Annotated in this window: 11 protein-coding genes; 8 read left to right on the forward strand and 3 right to left on the reverse strand. The window is 54.5% G+C overall.

Annotation, left to right across the window (positions count from 1 at the left end; genetic code table 11):
* Positions 1 to 304 precede the first annotated feature (304 nt).
* A complete protein-coding gene (locus LOC67_RS23025) occupies positions 305 to 1,450 on the forward strand; it encodes a hypothetical protein (protein WP_230265189.1) in 1,146 nt (381 codons plus the stop codon).
* Positions 1,451 to 1,475: 25 nt separating this feature from the next.
* Positions 1,476 to 6,434, forward strand: a complete 4,959-nt coding sequence (locus LOC67_RS23030) for a hypothetical protein (RefSeq protein WP_230265190.1) — start codon at positions 1,476 to 1,478, stop codon at positions 6,432 to 6,434.
* A gap of 205 nt (positions 6,435 to 6,639) precedes the next feature.
* Here LOC67_RS23030 and LOC67_RS23035 read toward each other — a convergent pair whose 3' ends face one another.
* On the reverse strand, positions 6,640 to 7,971 hold the full coding sequence (locus LOC67_RS23035) for a hypothetical protein (protein WP_230265191.1): 1,332 nt from the start codon (positions 7,969 to 7,971) through the stop codon (positions 6,640 to 6,642).
* A 480-nt stretch (positions 7,972 to 8,451) separates the two neighbouring features.
* Between LOC67_RS23035 and tssK the strand changes: the two genes are divergently transcribed.
* From tssK to LOC67_RS23050, 3 genes are all read left to right on the forward strand, one after another.
* Positions 8,452 to 9,882 (forward strand): type VI secretion system baseplate subunit TssK, encoded by a 1,431-nt coding sequence (tssK, locus tag LOC67_RS23040; protein ID WP_230265192.1) that lies wholly within the window; start codon positions 8,452 to 8,454, stop codon positions 9,880 to 9,882.
* A 3-nt stretch (positions 9,883 to 9,885) separates the two neighbouring features.
* Complete coding sequence (locus tag LOC67_RS23045) at positions 9,886 to 10,536, forward strand: DotU family type IV/VI secretion system protein (protein ID WP_230265193.1); 651 nt, start codon at positions 9,886 to 9,888, stop codon at positions 10,534 to 10,536.
* A 126-nt stretch (positions 10,537 to 10,662) separates the two neighbouring features.
* Complete coding sequence (locus tag LOC67_RS23050) at positions 10,663 to 12,669, forward strand: type VI secretion protein IcmF/TssM N-terminal domain-containing protein (RefSeq protein WP_230265194.1); 2,007 nt, start codon at positions 10,663 to 10,665, stop codon at positions 12,667 to 12,669.
* Here LOC67_RS23050 and LOC67_RS23055 read toward each other — a convergent pair.
* Positions 12,637 to 15,021: a TolC family protein gene (locus LOC67_RS23055; protein WP_230265195.1), complete on the reverse strand. Its 2,385-nt coding sequence runs from the start codon at positions 15,019 to 15,021 to the stop codon at positions 12,637 to 12,639. The genes LOC67_RS23050 and LOC67_RS23055 overlap by 33 nt on opposite strands.
* Before the next feature lie 59 nt (positions 15,022 to 15,080).
* Between LOC67_RS23055 and LOC67_RS23060 the strand changes: the two genes are divergently transcribed.
* Genes LOC67_RS23060 through LOC67_RS23070 form a run of 3 tightly spaced genes read left to right on the forward strand, consistent with a single transcriptional unit; the run spans position 15,081 to position 20,277 of the window.
* Positions 15,081 to 17,099 (forward strand): efflux RND transporter periplasmic adaptor subunit, encoded by a 2,019-nt coding sequence (locus tag LOC67_RS23060; RefSeq protein ID WP_230265196.1) that lies wholly within the window; start codon positions 15,081 to 15,083, stop codon positions 17,097 to 17,099.
* A gap of 14 nt (positions 17,100 to 17,113) precedes the next feature.
* Entirely contained in the window at positions 17,114 to 18,007 is an 894-nt protein-coding gene (locus LOC67_RS23065; protein ID WP_230265197.1) for an efflux RND transporter periplasmic adaptor subunit, read from the forward strand.
* Between the two features lie 5 nt (positions 18,008 to 18,012).
* On the forward strand, positions 18,013 to 20,277 hold the full coding sequence (locus LOC67_RS23070; protein ID WP_230265198.1) for a site-2 protease family protein: 2,265 nt from the start codon (positions 18,013 to 18,015) through the stop codon (positions 20,275 to 20,277).
* Here the strand turns inward: LOC67_RS23070 and LOC67_RS23075 are convergent.
* On the reverse strand, positions 20,261 to 21,109 hold the full coding sequence (locus tag LOC67_RS23075) for a hypothetical protein (RefSeq protein ID WP_230265199.1): 849 nt from the start codon (positions 21,107 to 21,109) through the stop codon (positions 20,261 to 20,263). The genes LOC67_RS23070 and LOC67_RS23075 overlap by 17 nt on opposite strands.
* Between the last annotated feature and the right edge of the window lie 64 nt (positions 21,110 to 21,173).

Here is a 21,173-nt window from a genome sequence, read left to right on the forward strand (position 1 = left end):
GATTTTTGGATTAGCCGTAAGTTGTTGGCTACGGTTTCAGCGCAATAACCGAGGCTAACGCCCGTCGGCAGATGCCCCGAACCCGCTCAATTTTAGGATCAGCCGTATGTTGTTGGCCACGGTTTGAGTGCAATAACCGGGGCTAACGCCCGTCGGCTCATGCCCCGAACCCGTAATTTCAAATGGAACGAGGCTCAAGCGGTTTTGCTTGCAAAGCGGGCGGCCACACAATCGGCATGTCCGGCAATGTTTCGAGGGTTCTTTTAAACGCGGTGATCGATTCGACCGATACGGCATGATGTGCATGCTTACTGCCATCGATGGGGCTGGCAAGCGGCAAACCTCGACGCCACATTCACGGAAACGTATGACTTTGCGCCGCGACTGTCTAACGAACATCTTCTGTATCGCCGGATTGCTGGCGATCGTCGGATGTGCGACGGTTCCACCGGCAGCCGCTCCGGCACCGCCCGCAGCTGCGCAGGCCGGTGGTGCGACCATTGTTGCGGTCGCCGCACCGGCACCGCCCGCAACAACGCTGCCTCAGTTTTTGGGGCTAGATCTCGTGTTTGGTGGTGCTCAAAAGGCGACACTGTGCGTCCGCAATCGATTAGGTGCACGCTTTCCTGGGCTGGAACCCAAGCCGCCGGTAAAATCGATCACCGATCCGGCCAATCTGGAACCGGGCGCAAGTCCAGCAGTTCAGGCGGCCGCCAAAGCCAAAGCGGAAGAAGACCAGGCACCTCAAAAGGCGAAAGCGATCCGCTATCTGGCTAGCCGTGGATGTGGTGAATGCTTTCCCGATACCGAAGACGCGCTGCTCGCCGCTTTGGACGATTGCAATGAGACGATTCGATACGAAGTCGTCCGAGGTTTGCAAAGCTCGGTGGGTGGATGCTGCCAAAGCTGTAAAGAAAACAGCTGCTGCACCGAGAAGCTAATTCAGAAACTTTACAAAATGGCCTACGGCAGAGACGACTACGGGTGTTTTGTCGAGTCCTCGGCAAGAGTTCGTCGCAACGCACGATTGGTGATTTGCAAATGTGGTGGAGGACCGACGACAATCGACGGAGCTGCTCCCTTGGAAGGCCCTGGTGATGAAGTGATCATAAGCGAACATGCAGAGCTTTCCGGTGCATCGATCGCGTTGAAAACCAACGAGCCGGCTGATGTGGACCTCACTTCCGTTGCACAGGGATTTGCCCAACAAATCCGGTCACTCGAATCCGGGTCACAGGAAACGGCCTTGCCGGAACCTAGCCCAAACGACACGAAACTTCGAAACGACGCCCCACGGCGTTCAATCGGTTCTGGAGTTGTCGTTGCCAACACGCCGCTTGGCAGTTCAAACGAAACGAAAACGGTCGGCTTCATCCTTCCCGCGACCTTCGATGCCGCACAACGAAGCACAACCGGTCCGTCCCCGGCCAAGTCAAAGCCTCTTCACTAGCTGACGTTTTCACGGAACCGGTTTCATGTCCAAACCTTATGCCGAAACGTCAGCCAGATCTAAATGGCAAGGCGAAACTACCGGACGCAGCCACCGCCTTTCGGCCTTACGACGCTGGGCGGCTCGGTGTTTTTGGCCGCTGTTGATCACGACGTCAATCTGTGGTTTCACGGGGCTCGTTTGGCTACTGACCCTCGTACCAAAGCGTACGCCCATTTTGGTTTTCGCGGCGGCTCCGTACCAATGGCCTCTGCCGCCAGTTGAATGGGAAGCCGAGGATCTGCAGCGTTTAGAATCACTCGATCGGCAAACGATTTCCATGAATGGAAATGACGTCGACGTTCATGGCGCGAATGATTTTCTAGAGCGGTTAAGTGCAGCCGTCGAGCACGCCAACGGCCAGTGGATCGACCAGCCACTGATCGTCTGGGTCAACCTTCACGGTATCTCATCAGGCGACCAAGCTTACTTGATACCACCCAATGCTTCGCCGGTTGATCCGACCACTTGGATCGACTTTCGCGAAATCCTAAGGGTTTTCGATTCCAGCAGCCTACAGCGTGAAACACTGCTGGTGCTTGATTGCAACCACATGCAGGTCAATTGGCATGCGGGACTGAAGGCGAACCGTTTTGTCGAAAGGGCTGGTTCTTTAATCCGCCAAGCGTTTGACAAGCAACAAATCGGAAGCAACGTTGCGTTCCTTTTCAGCTCACAAGACAACGAACACTCACGTCATTCGGCTAGCCTACGCGGCTCTGTCTTTGGACACTTCTTTCATCAAGCGATTGCAGGTGCATCGGATCGCTCTGGTGACGGCTGGGTCAGCCTGACCGAGCTGGATCAATACGTGAAGAAAAACGTCAATGAATGGGTTTCGTTCAATCGCGCCAGTTCTCAAAGCCCCTCTCTGTTGCGTCACGATGACACGGTCGACTTTCAACTAGTCCGATCGATGCGGAATACAGGTGGGCAGCAGCTTACAGCCGCTGACGTCCAACAACCGGCAGCGCCGACCATATCGGACACGGAAATGAAGACGCTGTGGAAGTCGCTCGACGCTCTTCGTGAGATGGCTGTTTTTCAATTCGAGCCGATCGCATTTCGCGATCTCGAGCACCGTCTTCTATGGCTGGAGCAACTTTCTGTTGCCGGTGCTGGCTACCAAAAGCTAGCCAATAGTGTGGCCGAGCAATTGAAGAATGATTTTGCTGCAATTGATAAGCGGATCGCGAATCAAAACAGTCATCGCGACCTCTTTTTTGCGGCATCACGATTGAGCGGAAAGCCGGCGAAGCTTCCCGATTCGGCAAGCGTCCATTCGTTCGCCGTCGCGAACTTTCTTGGTAGCGAATCCAATACCGTTGCTGATGAACTGGCGGGCCAACTCAGGTCATTTTCTGCGCAGCCTGACGTTGGCCACCTAAAGACGGCAGCTGAAACCTTTCGGGATTCGGCAAGTGATATCTACACCGAAGAGCAACTATTTCGGATGCTTGCGCGGTATCAGACGCCGGAACTTTGGGACCATGCCGCATCAATCGGTCGCCTGATTCAAACACGGAACGCGATCGACCAAGTTTGGCTGGCAACGGGCAGCAACAACCTTCCGCGCCCCCATTGGTTTGCAGTAAGAAACACGGCTCAGCTCGGCGCGATTGACCAACTGCGCCGCGAAATCGAAGACGACACGTTCTCGATTATGCCAGAAGCACTGGAAACGCGACTGGACCGATTGGATTCGATGCTTCGGCAGCAGCATGCCGAAATCGACCAACGAGGCAACGTCCAGAAAGACTGCGACAGCAGGGCTGCAGCGCTGCCCTATTTGGCGATGTGGCGGACGAGCCCACTTCGGCATGCCAGGTTTGCCGAAACCGATCAGCAAGCTCTGAATGATCTCGTTTCACTGATCAAATCCAATCGATTACTTTCGATCGAGCTCGGCCGGCAGCTGGAAGGCCCAGTTTCGACAGCGTCTGATTCGCTCAGTCGCGATTTTGCGGCTCAACTCGAACAGACCCATCAAGAAATCCGTGCCGCAATCCAGCAAAGCGAATTATCAGATGCTTCTGTTGTAGACCGCATCGAAGCTCTATTGCTGATGCCGACGATCGATGCAATTCAACGGTCAGAACTAAAACAGACTTCACGGCAACTGGCCGCTGGTCTCGCGGCGGCAATGTTGGCAAACCAATCGCAGGCAATCAACTCCGATTCAGGGCAACCGCAAAGCGACAATTACGCCGAACAGATATCTCAATGGGAATCCCACCCACTGGATGTCCTGCTCGATAACGATGAATCAACGCCCTTGATCGGCCCCGAGTTGATTACTAGCTACGTTGAGTCCATTGACAAAGCGAGCGCCAACGCAACAGGACTCAAGACGCTTGAGGAACGCCGAGATGCTTTTGTCATCTTGTCGTCGAAAATGCGTGCATCATCTGCCATCGCGACGCCTAAATTTGCAACCGATCCGTTGCAACGCTTGCTTCAAAATGATGTTCAGCAATTGCTGGTTCAACAGGCCGAACGCAGCCTGCGAGACCTTTGGGGAAACGCAGGCTCAGGGGAAATGTTCTGCGACACAGCGGTCAGCAACTACTGTGACGCAGTGGAAATCATCGAGCAAGCATGGACTCCGATCAGCGCCAGCCCCATCCCGACTTCGGAAAAAAACGCTTCCGCCACATTTCCTGCGATCACTAGACTCCGTCAGTCCCTGACTGCGAGACTCGCGAACGCAAACGAATGGCTGACAACGAGCTCTAACGCTGCCATCCAAATTGAAGACAGTGCCAAGATTCGTGCTGATCTTTCGGTCGCGACAAACTTAGCCAAAACCGAGGATCCTTCGTTTCCCGATGGAACCGCGGTCATCAAGTGCTTTCAGGGAGCCACCGCATTCGACCCGATCGAAATCGAACCGTCGGACTCACGTGCGGTCGGAAGTGCTAACGAGTCCTTCTCGCTTTCAATCGCCAGCGACGATGTGATTAAGTCCACAGGCTTTCAGGTTGCCGCAGTGTTCCGAGGACACGAGTTCAGGCAGGATCTTGACGTCAAACGACTTGGCGGTGTCACGATCACCACGCAGCCACAGCCGAGCACAATCAGCGACATCACCCTGAATGCCAATTCAGCCGGACTGTCTGTCGGTTTCATCTTGGATGGCTCAGCGAGCATGGACGAACCGCTACAAGGTGAATCAAAGCGACGAATTGATATCGCAAAGGATGCGCTGCAAGCGATGCTAATGGAACTCGCACAGCGTGGTGACTCCCGTGCAAGTGTTCGGGCGTTTGGTCATCGGGCGGGTTGGAGCACGACAGAGCCACTTCGAATCATGACTCGGCCGGACCTTATCGATTTGTCGCCAGCACAAGTCGTCCCGGCTCGCGATGTCGAGACGCTTTACGAGCTGTCTCACCTAAACGTCATCGCGGCGCAGAAAACGGCTGCCGAAATTGCAGCAGTTCAGCCATGGGGCCAGTCGCCACTTTACCTTGCCGTCGCCGATTCACTAGGCGAATTTCCTTCGAACCGAACCGCCGACAATCGGCATATCGTTGTCATCACCGACGGCGAAAACTATCAGTTCGCACCACCGAGTGATGGGCAATTCAGGCCGACGACCGATCAAGACATTCGCCAGCAATGGCAACGATCCCAAATCCCGATCCATATCCTAGGACTGGGAATGGACCGAACCGATGATGCGGGAGCAATTGCGGAATTCGAACAACTCTGCCGAGACACTGGTGGTCAGTTCCATGCTCTCCAGTCGTCTACCGACTTGAAACAAACGCTGGCATCGCTGCTGCGAGTCCGCAGCTACGAGGTCGTCAACGAATCTTCACAACTTGCTCCGGTGACACGAACCAGCGTCGGAAAATCCGTCCGTCTACAGCTTCCTTCTGGAAAGACCCAGCGCTTTGGGCTGCATCTCGAAGGCGACTTCACTCACCCGCCAGTGAGCGAACAAATGCAGCTGGAAGGCGGTGAATCAATTCAGCTATTCGTGGACACTCAGGGAACTGAAATATTTGCGTTCCCCTTCGACCAGGACGTCGTCGCATCACAAAGGCTGGTCACGTCGGATAACTCCGATAGCTCGATGCTGCTTCGTTTGCATCAAGCCAAACGCCAACAATCGACTGTCACAATCCAAGCGTCCGTCCAAGAACTTTCAAGCACAGCGACGAACCGGTTCAAACCAACGGACAAACCACAAAGTTACTGGATCGAAGTCCAGCCGCTGGCGAAGTCGACGAGCGACAACAGCTTTGTGGAAAGCGGGCAACGATACGTGTTTAACGACCGATCGTTCGAAAACAAAACGCCTGTTCCGGTAATCAGCCTTATCGCTGAAAACTGGCCTGCAGCGGCAACACACGCCAGCGTCAACGTTTGGATCGGCGATCAGGATAGTGCTACGGTTGAAATCTTACCTGCCCCATCGGACGCGTTAACGTTGGCGGCTCCCGAGACAAAAATTGTTCGCGAAAATCCACGAGGCGGTATCAGCCAAACCATCGCTTTTCAGGCGAACAGCAAACTGATTGCCGAGATGGCAAAGCCGATTCCCCTGGAGATGGAGGCGTTTACGCCAAACGAAACGGAAGATTCGGTCGCCCATCGCTTCATTCTCCGTTTCAAAGAAGCTAGCGAAGACGTTGATACGATCAAGATCGCTCCCCAATCGAAAGGGATCGTCCCGGATCGGATCGTCCGTCAATACGATACGGTTGCTGGCGTTGCGGTACACACGTTTTACTACGCGACGAAGCCAAGCAACCTAAACGGTATCAACTATCAGATAACCGATCGTGTCTTTGAAATTGAGAATGCAAAGCGACTGCCGTCGCAGACTCATCCATCGCCCGGGCTGCAAATCGTGATTCCGCCTGAAAACGGATTGATTCCGGTTGGCACCGCATTCCGGCGTCAAACAACGGGCCAAGGTCACTCACTTCGATAATGCCCCTTTGGCATTCCGAACGTCTTGCTGACCTACAAGCTTCAAACGACTTGGCACATGCGATAGAAGCGTCCCAAACAACCTATGCGTTGGACGACACTCCACGCTGTGTGGCCGGCTTGCGAGTACCGAAGATCCGAAAACAGAAGATCCGATAGTCGAGCGTCTAGCAACGATGCGGTGCGACTTGCGCTATCAACAGAACTTAGAAGGTCCAGCGGAAATCCATTCGGATCATGCTTTCGTACCAGTGGCTGGTCGTGACCGTTGTGCCGCCACTGACACCTAATTCGAACAGCCCGAATTCGCCTCCGGAGTCCTTCACAACGCGAATGCCGGGGAACACGTTGATGATGTCTTCGCCATCAACAGTGATCGCTTGTCCAAGCGAACCGGTTTTCTGAGCGTTCAAGACCGACCAAGCGACCATTTCAAAAGTCGGAATGATTGCAAACGTGTCACTGTCGTATAGTACGTTTGCGACACCGAACCCATATCGCAGAACGGGGCCTGAAAAATCAGGCTCACCACCGATAGGGAACCACAGCTTCAATTCGCTGTGCAGCATTGTGCGGTCACTGTACCGGTAACCTGCGACGAAGCCCGGTTCCATCGAGACATGCCCATTTCCACGACCGGCCTTTGCAGTCCCGGTCGCCATTTGGGTTCGCAAGACTTGCGTCAGCAAAAGCGAGTCACCATCCATCATGACGGTTTTGGTTGTCAAAACCATATCACCGAGGCTACCGGTGTTACCCAGCACGGTTGGATCGATAAAGCGAAGCGGAAGTTCCGTCGTGGCAGAAAACTTCGCACCGCCAACTTCGATAGCGACGCGTAAATCCTGGTAGTCGACCGAATCCTCGACCGGTACGGTAAGCGATGGGCCTTTCGCTCCTCCCATCCGCGACCAAAAGAATTCAGCACGGTCGGGGTATTCCCAGTTGTAGCCCGCTTCCAAACGGACGCGAATGTTGTTCGAGGGACGCGCTGCATCGATTTCGGAAAGTGCAAAGGGCAGTCGCTCGACACCAACGCCCAGATCTCGGCATCGGGCAACGGCCATCATCGTGTGAAACTTGTCCAGGACATTCCGAATCGGCGTACGCCGTGTCTGGAAGCGATCGGCGAGCCGACTTTTGACGGTACCGGGCACCCAGCGAGAGTCCGCTTGAGCCTGTGACGGCAACTGAACTCTTTCTTCTGCCAAGTTCAGTCCGGCGACACCATCTTTATATTGCTGCGCTTCCAATTCGCCCGTGATCGACGGAACCGCAATCGGCTCGAGCGCATCGGCAATATGAACTTCTGGATGCAGCATCGGCAAGCCGTTGGCCCCATGGGTCGGGACCGCCGGCTGAAACACCAGCTTGGGCCGATTGGATCCGCCAACGATCGAGGGACTGGGCGACTGAGCCCAAGTCGGAATGGACGACGTTTCTGCGGGCATTGTCATCGATTGCTGCACATCGATGGACGGCGTGGACGCGGTTGCCGGCGCGGGCAAGACGAACTCGCTGGTGCTAGCATCCGACATCAACGGCGATTGTGCTGTTGCAACGAACCCCGATAGCGGCAAGCTTCCGAGGGCGAGCAGCAATGTTTGCAGTGGGGAGGTTTTGCCGCGTTGGGTCACTGAATCTCTTAAGCCAACGAGTCTGTCGAGTTGTTCGCTGTGGAACAGGGCCATGAAACAAGGCCGCGCGCAATCATCCTGTTGCGGCACCGGTGCGTTGATTGTTGTATCGGTCATTCCGCCAGTACCGGTCATGAAAACTGGGGAACTTCGATCGGTTATCAATCAGTCTGCATTCGATTTTGATTGGAATCATGTCAGAAGTCGGACGTTGCGATTGTCGTGTGCCGATACGGATTCCGTTGAATTACCGAAACCGCGCAACCCACCAGCCTTTCCCAAGCTGCAAGGTGGTCGCGACCGGCAGGCAAAGCTTACAATTCAACACAAGCGACCTCTCCCACAACCGGCACCACCAGCTCGACTGAGGCTTACGGGCCCATGAAAAACCCTCCCGTCCATTGGTATCAAGGACTGTTCGTCCGACCGCAGCATTTCCAAGCCGCGGACCGATACTGGTTGGAACACAGCCATACATCGGAGAGCTGGGACCATCCTTACAATTATGGGCTTCGCTCATTCAGTTACAGTAAAGATGCCTTGGCAAGCGGCCGGTTTCGCGTCGAAGAACTTGATGCAAGATTGCGTGACGGGACGCTTATCCGACTTGAGCACGGTCAAGAGCTTGAGATCGATTTGAAGCAGGCGTTTGACAATCAAGCCGACTCCGATGGCGACAACACACTGATGATTCACATCGGTGTTCCGAAGTTAAATCTAGGCGGCAGCAACGTCAGCCAGCCAGACGCTTCTTCGATGACACGCTATTCGAGAATCGAATCTCACATTGCTGATGAAAATGGCCAGTCCAGCGGTCAAGCGATCGAGTTTCGCAAGTTAAACCTTCGTTTGATCGTCGGCGACGATGTCGCTGGCTACGAGGCCATTCCGGTCGCTCGGGTCCGCAGCGCCAGCGACCGAGATGTGCAGCCGATTATCGATGATCAGTACATACCGCCGATCCTATCGACTCAGTCCTGGCCTCACCTTCGTCGTCACTACATCCAAGGTATCCGTGATGTGCTCAGCGGAAACATGGATGTGCTCAGCGAACCTGTCCGCCAGCTAAGCGTTGGACGTCATAGCCTTGAACCGGCGGATTCGGGACGCGTCTCGATGCTGGACCGGTTGAACGAAGCCTACAGTGCACTGGATGTGATGGCGCCGGCACTGGGGGTCCACCCGTTTACGGCGTATAGCGAATTGGCGAGGATCTTGGGACGTCTTTCGATCTTTGGAGCGCAAAGACGCGCCGTTGATATCGAGCCTTATGACCACGACAACATCGGCTTTATTTTCGCTGACATTCGCGAGAAGATCCTCGGCATTTTATACGCCACGCAGTTTGATGAATATCTGCGAGCGAACTTCGATGGCCACGGTTCGACCATGATTGCCAAGCTCGGACCGGAGTGGTTTGACCCCGGTTGGGAATGGTACCTTGGCGTCGAACGGGGTGGTGCCAGCGAGTCAACGATGCTCGAATTGCTGGAACGATCGTCGGAATGGTACTGGGTTTTCGCCAGCGCAGACCAAGTCGAAAACTATTTTCACATCCGGCAGAACGGACTCAAGCGAGAGATCGTCAATTCCACCATTCCAGATCTACCATCGCGACAATACTGGACATACTACAAGGTGTCGCAGGACGAATATGAATCACCGGCATGGGCCGAGATTCGACGGACCCAATCGATCGCGATGCGGGTCCGGAACTTCGAAGAACTGACCGGTGCAAGGCACCTCGACGTGGTATTGCCCGATGGCAACCGTGCTCGCTTGCGATTCGCCCTCTTTGCCATCCGAAGCTAGGCCATGACTCCGCGATTTGCCGATGCCGTCGATCCGATTTTGATCCATGCGTTTTCGCTGATGCAGCGAATCGATGGCGGTTCGGAAATTTCACCGGCTGAAGAAAAGCGAACCTTCGAAGGTCTGTTTCAGCAGGCAGACCGGCGACTGGAAGGCTTTTCGGACGACTGGGAGTTGGCTAAATACGCCTTGGCCAGTTGGATTGATGAGATGCTTGTCGATGCACACATCTGGCCAGGACAACTTTGGTGGCGTGACAACGTTCTGGAATGGACGCTATTCAAATCGCGACGTTGCAATGACTTGTACTACGTCAACGCAAACCAAGCTTTGAATTCCGGATTCGACGACGCACTGCAATTGATTTATGTCTGCGTCATGCTTGGCTTTCGTGGTCTTTACCGCGATTCACATTTGAATCGCATGCTGATCGACAAATACGGCTTGCCGTCCGAACTGCCTGCCTGGGCTTCCGAGTATGCAGGTGTAGTCGGTCAAGCGAGACAACGCTGGAACGAGGCGACCGCGGGACAGGAAAGCGACCGCGAAATCGCGACGGCGATGCCACTTTGGTCGCGTGCCCATATGGTTTGGCCATGGCTGATCGTAACGTTGTTGGTCGGCTTGGTGGCCCTCACATTTTTGATCACGTAGCGAGAAGGTTTCAGGTCAACTTTGGCCCGACCGCAAAGATCCGGAACGAATCGGAAGCAGGGCGATCAACGCTTTCGCAACATTTAATCCCAAACGCACCGACAATTCACAAGCTTGCGAACCGAGATGTCCAACGCAGCGACTCCTGAAGAAAAGCCGAAACGCAAGCGATGGTATCGTCGACTGACGCCACAAACGGTCGCCGGTCGCGCGGCTTTTTTTACGTCGCTGGTTCTCTGGATCGTCTTGATCGTCGTTTGGTGCCTGCGTCTTTTTGGTGTCGATAGCGTCCGCGTCGCACACAGCATCAGTGTCGCCCATGCGTTTGGCGAAGTGGCACTAGCGATCGTGATTCCCATCGTGCTGTACTTTGGGATCAAGCGATGGAACCGAGTGATCGAAGGTGAATTTCCAGACATCGATCGTGCATGGGAAGCCGGCGTCGCGGCACTGGAAGCGAAAGGTGTATCGCCAACCGATTTCCCAATCTTCATGGTCCTGGGATCGTCTGACGAGCACGACGAACGCGGCTTGATGGAAGCACTCGATTCGCCACTTTTGATCCATGGAGTCCCCGCGTCCGATGGTGTTTCGCATGCGCTGAAATGGTACCTGACTCCGGACGCTCTTTACCTGTTCTGTCCAGGTGCAAGCTCACTTAGCAAATTGATGAGCCGACTTCGTTCGACTCCGCTGCGTCACGCTCCCATCCGGCAGCTGACTCGTCAATCGGCTCCGACTGAAACTTCGTCCGTCGGTCCGACAAGAATCGAACGTGTCGAACGCAAGCCAGCGACAGCCCCATCGCCGACGCCAGCGACTGCGAACACACCCGCTGCCCCTCCAACACCACCGCCACCCCCTCAGCAGCCCGCCAGTCGTCCGCCACAACCGACCGGCACGTTCATGGGCACGATCGGACAACATTCGTTATCACCACAAACACCCGAACCGGCCGCACCTTCGGCCTTCAACCCACCGCAAGTGTCCAAACCTTTGGCACCCGCGAACGCGCCTACGGGCCAAAGCCAATTAAAGCCGATGCCGTCAATGGCCAACGCTCCCTTCGGGGCCCCGCGCTCGATCGCAGCTGCGCATCAAGGCACATTGATGATCGATCAATCCACTGCCGCCGCGATGGCAAAAGAGATCGCTCAAGAACGTTCGCCGCAAGAACCCGCTTCGTCAGCAACACCGCCTGACGCAATGAGGCAAAGCTCTGCAGCAGCGGCACCACCAATTGGGACAGTAAGCACACCGTCGCTGGACCAAAAACCGAGCGCGACGATCAAGGCGTCTCAAATGGCGATGCCACAAGTCAGCGCGAGTAAAAAAATCGCTTTGCCCGAAAACCTGGACACTTCAGATCAACTTGCCAGGCTGACGTATGTCTGCAAACTGCTGAAGCGATTTCGCCGCCCGGTTTGCGGAATCAATGGTGCGGTGACGCTATTGCCATTTGAGCTTTCGCAAGTTGGACCGCTGCAACTGGCCGCCGTTGCACAATCGGCGCGAAATGACGTCACAACCATTCAGAAACATCTTGGCGTTCGCTTCCCGGTGACCGCGTTGCTTGTCGGGCTTGAACGTGAAGCCGGTTTTATCGAACTGGTTCGCCGACTCGGTGCAGACCTTCTATCGCGTCGACTTGGCGGCCGTTTTGACTTACGCAGTCGCCCAACGCCCAATGAGTTGAACACACACAGCGATCGGTTATGCGATGCTTTCGAAGACTGGGTTCATCGGCTATTCAGTCGCGACGATGGGTTGGAACAACAACGCGGCAACCGCAAGCTTTATTCGCTGACCTGTCGCATTCGGCACGAGCTAAAACCACGACTGAGAATCGTTCTTGGGCAAGCGTTCGGATGTGAATCCAACGACCAAGTCGAAAACGTTGACACCGACGAAGCATTCTTTTTCAGTGGCTGCTACTTTGCGGCAAGCGGTGCCGAAACGGGCAGGCCAGCCTTCGTCAAAGGCGTCTTGAAAGACAAGCTTGTTGACGAGCAATCGAAGGTCCAATGGACTGAGGATTCCCTCGCAACGCATCGATATTTCCGAGCCGTTTGCCTGGTCGGATGGCTGTTCGCCGTGATCCTATTGATCGTCCTGATCATGCGTTTGATCTAACGCAGCAGACGAGGGTGAAGGTACACTTTCCACCATCTCGACAGGAACCAGCTCCACATCGGTTGAGTGACCGAGCGATTCGTCCTGTAACTCTTGGCTAATGATCTGATCAATCTGATCTTCAAAAGTCGCCATGTCCGACACAGCACTCGCGCCGATAGACGCCCCTGACAGCGTCGAAGCGTGGCTCGGTGCAGGCGACCGCCGCTTGGGAAAGCTTTCAACGGTCCGGTCCCACACGCTGCCAAATAGCTGACGCAACCGATGCCTTGAGGGTTGGGTTTTGGCCGAGTGATTTGCGCCCGCAAGATGAATGTTGTAGTACTCCAGCAAGGCGCCCATTTCGAAGTTGATATTCTTTGTCGCCAAAACGTATTGGACTCGCGCACGATTTGCCGCGCTGGATGCCTCTGCGAATCGCTGCTCAGAATCAAGCAGTGCGTTGTAGTTGAATTGACGCACGGGAGCCTGGGCTTCACTGACCAGAATCTCATACTGCTTGCGAGCCGCATTTTCACGATTGATCGCGGTCCGAAGCACCGCGTATGCCCGGTCACTTTCCGCGATCGCGCTGCTAATGCCATAGATGACTTGACGTTCCAATTCGTCTAGCAACGACTGTTCCCGAGCCAGCTTTAGCTGCGCGTTTCGTACTCCCGCCGATGCTTGGCGAAAACCGATCGGATAGTTCATACTCAACCCGACCAAAAACTCGTGCGTATTGGTCATCACGTCGCTTCCGCTATCGACAATTTCATCATCGAGCCAGCTGTCTCCCAACGCTCGGTAGCGATAGCGTCCGACAGCATCCAAACGAGGCATCAGAAAGTTACGGCTGGCTGAAAGCTCGTAGCGACGCCGATCGACATTCAATCGCTGTCGCTTTAGTTCTGTGCGACGCGTGATGGCGTTGCTCGCGACGTTGTTCCAATCATAGGTGATTGGCGCGAGTGTCGGTTCGCTCGAAGTTCGAATCAGGCGACCGTCGTTGATCGACAGCCCCATCACCATTCGTAGTCGACGTTCACAGGAGTAGACGCCTCCGGTTCCTTGGAACGTCCCGCCACCGCTGCCGTTGAACGATCGTGTCCCGATCACCAAACGCCCGGCAAGCGAATTCTGCACTTCTTCCTCAAACCGATAATATTGCTCCAAAGCCTGGGCAAGCTTGTCTTCTTCGGCGCCGGGCAACCCCTGGCGTGCTTTCAACAGCTGGTATGTATGCAAAGTCCGATCGCGAGCTTCGCGTTTGACATTCAGGTCTTCGTATGCGAAGTGCAAATCCCAGTAGGCGTTTTCGACGTCGCTTAAAAAGTCACGAAGTGCAATCTCCAGGTCTGCGACCGTCGCATCGGCGTTGACTTTCGCGATCACAACGCCGTTGTAAATTCCGGGTGTCGCGTTGGGGCCTGCAATCCGGTTGAAGGAAACCGAGCGGCCTTGCAACAAAGCCTGCCGGACTTCGCCTTCGAAATTCCAAGCCCAAGCCCTGCCCTCGATCAAATTGCGATCCGAGTTGTTGTTATCAGCATCAAAGTTGTGACGCAGCGTGTATGTCGTTCCCGAAGCAGTCCGCTTGCTCAAACTGGACTCAAATCTGGTCAGGTATTGCTTAAAAAAATTATTGCCCTGTCCGGTAAATTCATTGTTCAAAACGCGATCATTGTCTTCGTAAAACAAATCGCCTTTCAACCGAGCGTCATATTCGCTCAGTGCTGCTTCCACACCCGCGGTCGGATCGGTCAACGAAATCGCGGGCTCGTAGATTGTCGAAGTGATGCTGGGCGATTGAATGATCCGGGCGCCGAGACTTCGCATCACGGTGCTATTCGCTAAAGCCAACTGAATCGCTTCATCGATCGTCATGTCCCACGGCTCGGGCGATTTCCAATTCGTGTCACGACTGCCACGGATCGAAAATGGCTGGAGCGGACCATGATCGCGAATCTCTTCGATCGAATGTCCAGCTTCGTCGGATGCGGTCGCTTGATGGGGAACCGTTTGATGCGCAGCGAGGTGCACCTGCGACTCGCCAGCCTGTGATGGGTGAGCTTTCACCGACTCAGCTGATACTGAACTGCCCTGTGATCCTGCGGCATCTACGGAAGCTGCGTTGTCTCCAAGAAGCAATGCCAGATCGGACGGCGTCGGCTTATTGGCCGTCGAAACGCAGCCTGCCAACGTCAACAGCGCGAAGTTTGCGGTCAACCAGTAGTGGGGAACTCGTCGCGCCATGAATCGTCGCTGTCTATCCGTAGCGGTTGGGGCAGGTGAAGTGGTACGATCTGGACCTATCCGGTAATTCGGCAATCCGTCATACGGAATGGAAATCGTTTCTGACAAAGACTTCATTTTCGACAATCACCGTTCAATCCACTTAATTCGCAAGCAAACGCCCAAGGTCGAAGGAATTGACGAATCGCGTTCAAGTTTCGCCTGACCAGTCTGAAAATGGTTGGTCTGAGATCGAAGAATTTGTCGCTGGGATTACCGAGCTTTCCCAGACTCCGCAAAGCTTGCCAGAGTTTGCAAGCAACACCATTGATCGGACTGCACATCTGGTCCAAGCCGACGCCGGATACATTTGGCTAGCAAATGGCAATGGCGAAGTTCACTTAATTGCCAGCAACTCTCCAGACGCGCCTGATTCGCTTGCAAAGCAGCACCCAAAACACGCATCTTTCCTCCAAGCGACGCTTCGTTCTGATGGCGTTCTGTTCGAGACGGTCGAACCTGCAAAGCAAAAAGCTAACAGCGAATCGATCGTTTGGATGGGCGTGGCCTGCCAGCTTGACCACGATTCGACTGCAATTATCGAACTGGTCCAGCGAGGCGAGCTTAGCCCGGATGCCCGAGTTGGCCATGAGCGGTTGATGCTGATGGTCAGCCAGTTGACCGCATCGTTCGCCAGGCAACTACAGTCCCGACAGTTTGACCACGCTTATCTTCAACAGCAGCAGCAAGATGGCTTCACCCGGCTGATTCACCGCGATTTGCAATTGGGTCCGACCGCGTATCGAATTGTCAACGAGGGCCGACGCCTTATTGGCTGCGATCGGCTTTCGTTATTGGTCGCCGACCGCCAACGATTCAAAGTCACTGCGGTCAGTGGCGTCGACACGATTGATCGAAACGGCCCGCTGGTCAGGCAAATGCAAACTCTTGCCGAAGCGGTCGCGCGTTCCAAGCACTGGCTCCACTATCGCGGCGACACAAACAACCTACCCGAGCAGCTTCAAGAGCCACTCGATGACTTCATCAACGAAGCGAATTCGATCGCGATCGATGTCGTCCCTTTGTCAACGCAAGTTGATAACGATCAGCCCGCATCGCAGCAGGATTTGATGTCCGAATGTCTGGGGCTGTTCGTTGTCGAGTATTTCCGACGGGACCGGCAACGCGTTGTTGACGAATCGGGCTTAGAGTCACGAATATTGACAGTCGCCAGCCTAAGCGTTTCCGCTCTTGAGAATTCGTTGGAATACGAGTCACTGCCGCTGCTAAGACTTTCGAGGGGGCTTCGAGGGGTACGACGTTGGAGCAGCACACGCCGAACACGATTGCTATCCCTCGTCACGTTCCTCGTATTGGGACTACTGGCACTCATTTTGGTTCCGACGACGTTCTACGTTCATACGCCGGGAATCGCACAACCGAGTGTTCAGCGGCACCTTTTCGCGCCGATGGATGCCGAGGTGATTGAAGTACTTTGCGAACACGACCAGCGGGTTCAACAAGACCAACCGCTAGTCCATTTACAAAGTCGAACACTGGATCTTGATTTACAACGATTGCGTGGCGACTATCAAGCGACCGAGAAAAAGCTTCTCGCCATCGCATCGGCACGGGTTCAGCAAAACCGAAACGACGATCGGTCTCGCTCGAACGCGGAGCTAGCCGCCGAAGAAAACGTTTTGCAACAGCGTTTGGAAAACCTGAGCGCAGAAATTCAATTGACCCGAACACAGCGTGATCAACTACACCTGCGCAGCCCAATCACCGGACACTTACTGACTTGGGACCCGAGTAACTTGTTGGTCGACCGACCCGTCGCACGCGGCCAACGATTGCTTACCGTTGCCGACCTGGATGGTCCTTGGAAAATCGAAGCCAGGATTCCCGAACGCCAAGCGGGACATGTCAAAGCATCCTATGCGACGAATGATCAGGTGTTGCAAGTTGTCTTCACGACGACAGACGGAACGCAGCATGCATTCGAAGGACAGTTGGTTCAACTGTCCGGTCGCGCCGATCTTGATGAGGATTCACAACTTGTAACTCGGGCTCGTGTCACGGTTCCCGATGATGCACGGTCACTGCTTCGACCAGGAACAGAGCTACGGTGCAAAATCGATTGTGGACAACGTCCGATCGGATTCGTCTGGTTTCATGAGCTCTTTGAGTCACTACGATCATGGTTCGTTTTGTAATAGAACAAGGTTCAATGGCTACGAAATTGATTCTTCCAATACATAAACTTCTATTGATCACCGTCGCCGGCTTGCTATTGCCAAGCCGCGCTGATGTGGTGGCATCCGAGATACCGGTCCGGTCCGTGCTAATCAGGCTGGTCGATCAGGTAGACGTGCCCGCCCGGGCGATCGGTTCGCTGGTAAAGGTCAACGTCGAAGAAGGCACTCAAGTCACTGCGGGACAGGTACTCGCGCAAATCGACGATACCGAAGTGAGGCTCGAACGTTCCAAAGCTCAGCTGGAAATGGAAATTGCGAAGCTTGAATCGCAAGACACCACCGAGATTCAGACAGCGAAGAAATCGCTCGGCCAAACAACGCGACAATACCAGCGACTTGAACGAGCCAAGGCGGCTCGCAACGGAAGTGTTTCTGATTCGGAACTCGACCTGGCTCGTACCGACATGGAAAAATGCGAGTACGAAGTTCAACAAGCCGAAAGCGAGCTGGAAAAAGCCGCCGTGCGATTGAAGTTGGCCGAAAGCAAACATGCCTTGGCGGAACGGAACGTCAAAATCCGCGAGATTGTCTCACCTCAGGAAGGCGTCGTCGTTGAAGCAAAACACCAGAACGGTGAATGGGTCACTCCGGGCGAAACGATCTTTCGTGTCATCAGCACGCGGCGATTGCGAGTGGATGGCTTTATCGATGCATCGGTCGCTTCCAGCGATCTACGCGGCAACCGAGTGAAATTGCGTGTCCTCGAAGACTTGCCGAGCGGCAAAACGTTCTACGGCAAGATAATCTTCGTCAGCCCTGAAAATGATCCAGTCACCGAAGAGGTTCGCATCACCGCCGAAATCGAAAATCCGGAGGGTGATTTACGTCCTGGGCAACGGGCATCAATGGCGATACTGGTCAACTGAGATCGATGATGCGGAATCAAACCGACGATCGAAAAAGTCCTCGCGCCGATGTCTCCCCAGGACTTTACGCCAAGAAACGCTTCCACTTGATGCGTCGGACGGATCTAGAGGTTGTCCCGCAGTCACGTGCCGGTCGCCAAGTTTGGGTGATCAAAGATCCGATCTCGCTTCGCTATTTTGAACTGAGCCAAACCGAGCATTTCATCTTTTCGATGCTCGACGGCAACCATTCGCTCGATGCGATTGAAGAGGCTTTTGAAGAACGTTATGTCAACCAGCGACTACCCGCGGACCTGATCCAATCCTTCGCCGCCCGACTGCACAGCCATGGACTGATGATCGCAAAGTCTTCGGATCAAGGCGATCGACTCTGGGACCGCAATCAAGCTGAAAAACGCCGGCGCTGGATTTCGGCACTGGCGAACCCGCTGGCGATACGTTTGCCGGGAGTGAATCTATCGTGGCTACTTGATCGGCTTTACCCCAGGGTCGCTTGGATCTTTAACTGGACAACCCTTTGGCTGATCGGATTTCTGGCGATCATGGCGATAGCCGCGGTATTCAGCCGCTTCGATGTTGCGTTGGCGATGATTCCGCAGCTGGATGCCTTTCTGTCGCCACGAAACTTAGTCATCCTCGGTATCGTTCTGGCGGCGACCAAGTTCCTGCACGAACTTGCACACGCCCTCACCTGCCAACACTTTGGTGGCAAGTGTCATGAGATGGGCGTTTTGTTTCTTGTCTTCACGCCTTGCCTTTATTGTGATGTGACTGACAGCTGGCGCCTGAAGAATCGTTGGCAACGGATCGCGATTTCGTCTGCCGGAATGATTAGCGAGATTGCACTCGCGTCGATCTGTGCACTGTTTTGGATGATTGCCGAACCGGGCTTAATGCGTTTGGTGCTGTTCAATGTCGTCGTCGTCTGTTCGATCGGAACGCTGTTGATCAATGGCAACCCACTGCTGCGTTACGACGGATACTTCATCCTGTCTGACTTGACGGATCAACCGAACTTATGGCAACAGTCTCGTCGCATGCTCGGCAGCCTATGGTCGTGGTGTTTAACTGGCCAGTCACAGCTCAATCGCCAACAATCGGCATTCGGTTCGAAGCCAAGGCAACTTGCATTGGTGGCCTATGGAATCGCTTCGATTGGCTACCGTGCAACCGTTTTGGTATCGATCATCCTATTGATTGGCAGAGCATTGATCCCCAATGGTTACTGGATCGCCGCCTATGCACTGTTGCTAATTGTCGGCATCGGCGACACGATTCAGCCGATTACATCAATCTGGAACCTTGCGAGAAATCCGATGTACCGTCGACGTCTTCGCCCGAAACGAATTGCAACCGTCGCGATCCTTGCGGCAAGCATTCTGGGTTCTGCGTTTGTTATCCCGGTCCCCTATCGCATTCGAGGGATCGCAATTGTCGAACCCGAGGATGCGCGTCAAGTATTCGTTTCGGTCCCCGGAATTCTTCGACAAGCGACCTCCGAAGGGAAGATCGTAAAGGCGGGAGAGCCCCTAGCGCTCCTGGAGAACATGGCACTGGAACGCGAAATCGAATCGATGCGATCGCAAATCGAATCGCAGCGTTTACAACTTCAGAATCTCAACGCGATTCGTAACGAGTCACCTGCGGCGGCCGCACAGATACCGATGGCAACACAGATCCTTGCTGATCTGAACGACCAATATGACCAGATGCAGCGTGACCGCGACGCACTGCAGTTGCGATCACCGACCGACGGCGTCGTGATCGCCCCCAACCGAATCGTGAACCAACCGAGTGGCGAACTGGAACTCGTCTCGTGGCAAGGACGACCGTTTGACGATGGCAATGTTGGGGCCTATCTACCACGACAAACGCTTTACTGTCTCGTTGGCGAAACCGACACATTCCAAGCGACCGTCTATGTCGATCAATCAGACGTCTCACTGGTCCATGTTGGTCAATCTGCCAGCCTTGTATTTGAATGTTCCCGCAACCAGGTGATCGACGGGACAGTGACTGAGGTTTCAGAAATCAACGCGGACCAAGTCCCAGAAGAACTGAGCGTTGACAACTGGATTGCGACTCGCCCGATGGCTTCGGGACCAGCAATCCCGCTGCAGCCGACTTATCGGGTAGCCGTCGAGTTGCCCAACGAAGTGACGCCACTGGTACTGGGATCACGTGGTCACGCGAAAATCCACGTGTCGCCGCAAACGATTTCAACGCAACTGATGCGGGCGGCACAAAAGACGTTCAGCGTACTGCGTTAACAGCACGCATCCAATATGGCTGGCGGAATCCACTGGCATGCTTTTGCCACGGTGGATCAAACGCAAGGCTGACGGGCAGCAACGTGGTTTTCCAACTGATGTTTGCCGCACTCTGGACAGCCGGAACTCGATGCAAACAGCCGGTCGCCATCCCATAGCGTTCCAGATACGGGTCTTCGAAGTACAGCGGCCGATGGCAGAAAGTGCCAGACCACATAAAGTCACGTAGGACAAAATCGCTACGCGCAGCGGTATAGATATGCTGGATTGAATTGACCACGGGAAGCTCGCTGTCATCTTGCGGCAACTCTTCGGTCGCGATCAGTTCTTGCTGCTCCGATTCGATGTTTCGCGGTCGGATGTCCAACCACTGATTGGATACGTTTGGATTCGCCTTTTCAGCACCAACAACCGCGTTCACCTTTGCATTGGGGCGAACCAATCGAACATCGCTATTCGGCTCAGGAAGCGGCTCCAGAGTTTGTGAAGGACGCAGGTTTAGATCCGACGCAGATCGCACATTTTCCTGACCGTCGAAATCTGACTGGATCAATTGCGCGATTGTTGTCCGATCCTCGGCGCTCACCACTGGAGTTCCGAATCCAAGCGACGCAGCCGATAGGGTCAGCTTTACAATTGAACCGAACGCGGCGCGCTTCAGTGGCGTCTTCGTCTTAACTGAATCGCGGAGTCTTCTGTGTGCCGCTCGTGGGGGGCACCCACAGGTCTGTCGGTAAAGCAACTTGGCCAGGCTTTGCATGATCACATCCATGTATCGATTTGCAATGTCCATTCGCGTATCAAATCGATTCGGTAAAAAAACCTCGTACATTTCGTTTTTCGATGCTGACGACTCCCACACGAATGACCGGTACGATCCGATCAAGCCAGCCAAA

The sequence above is a fragment of the Stieleria sp. JC731 genome (assembly GCF_020966635.1).
Lineage (GTDB): Bacteria > Planctomycetota > Planctomycetia > Pirellulales > Pirellulaceae > Stieleria.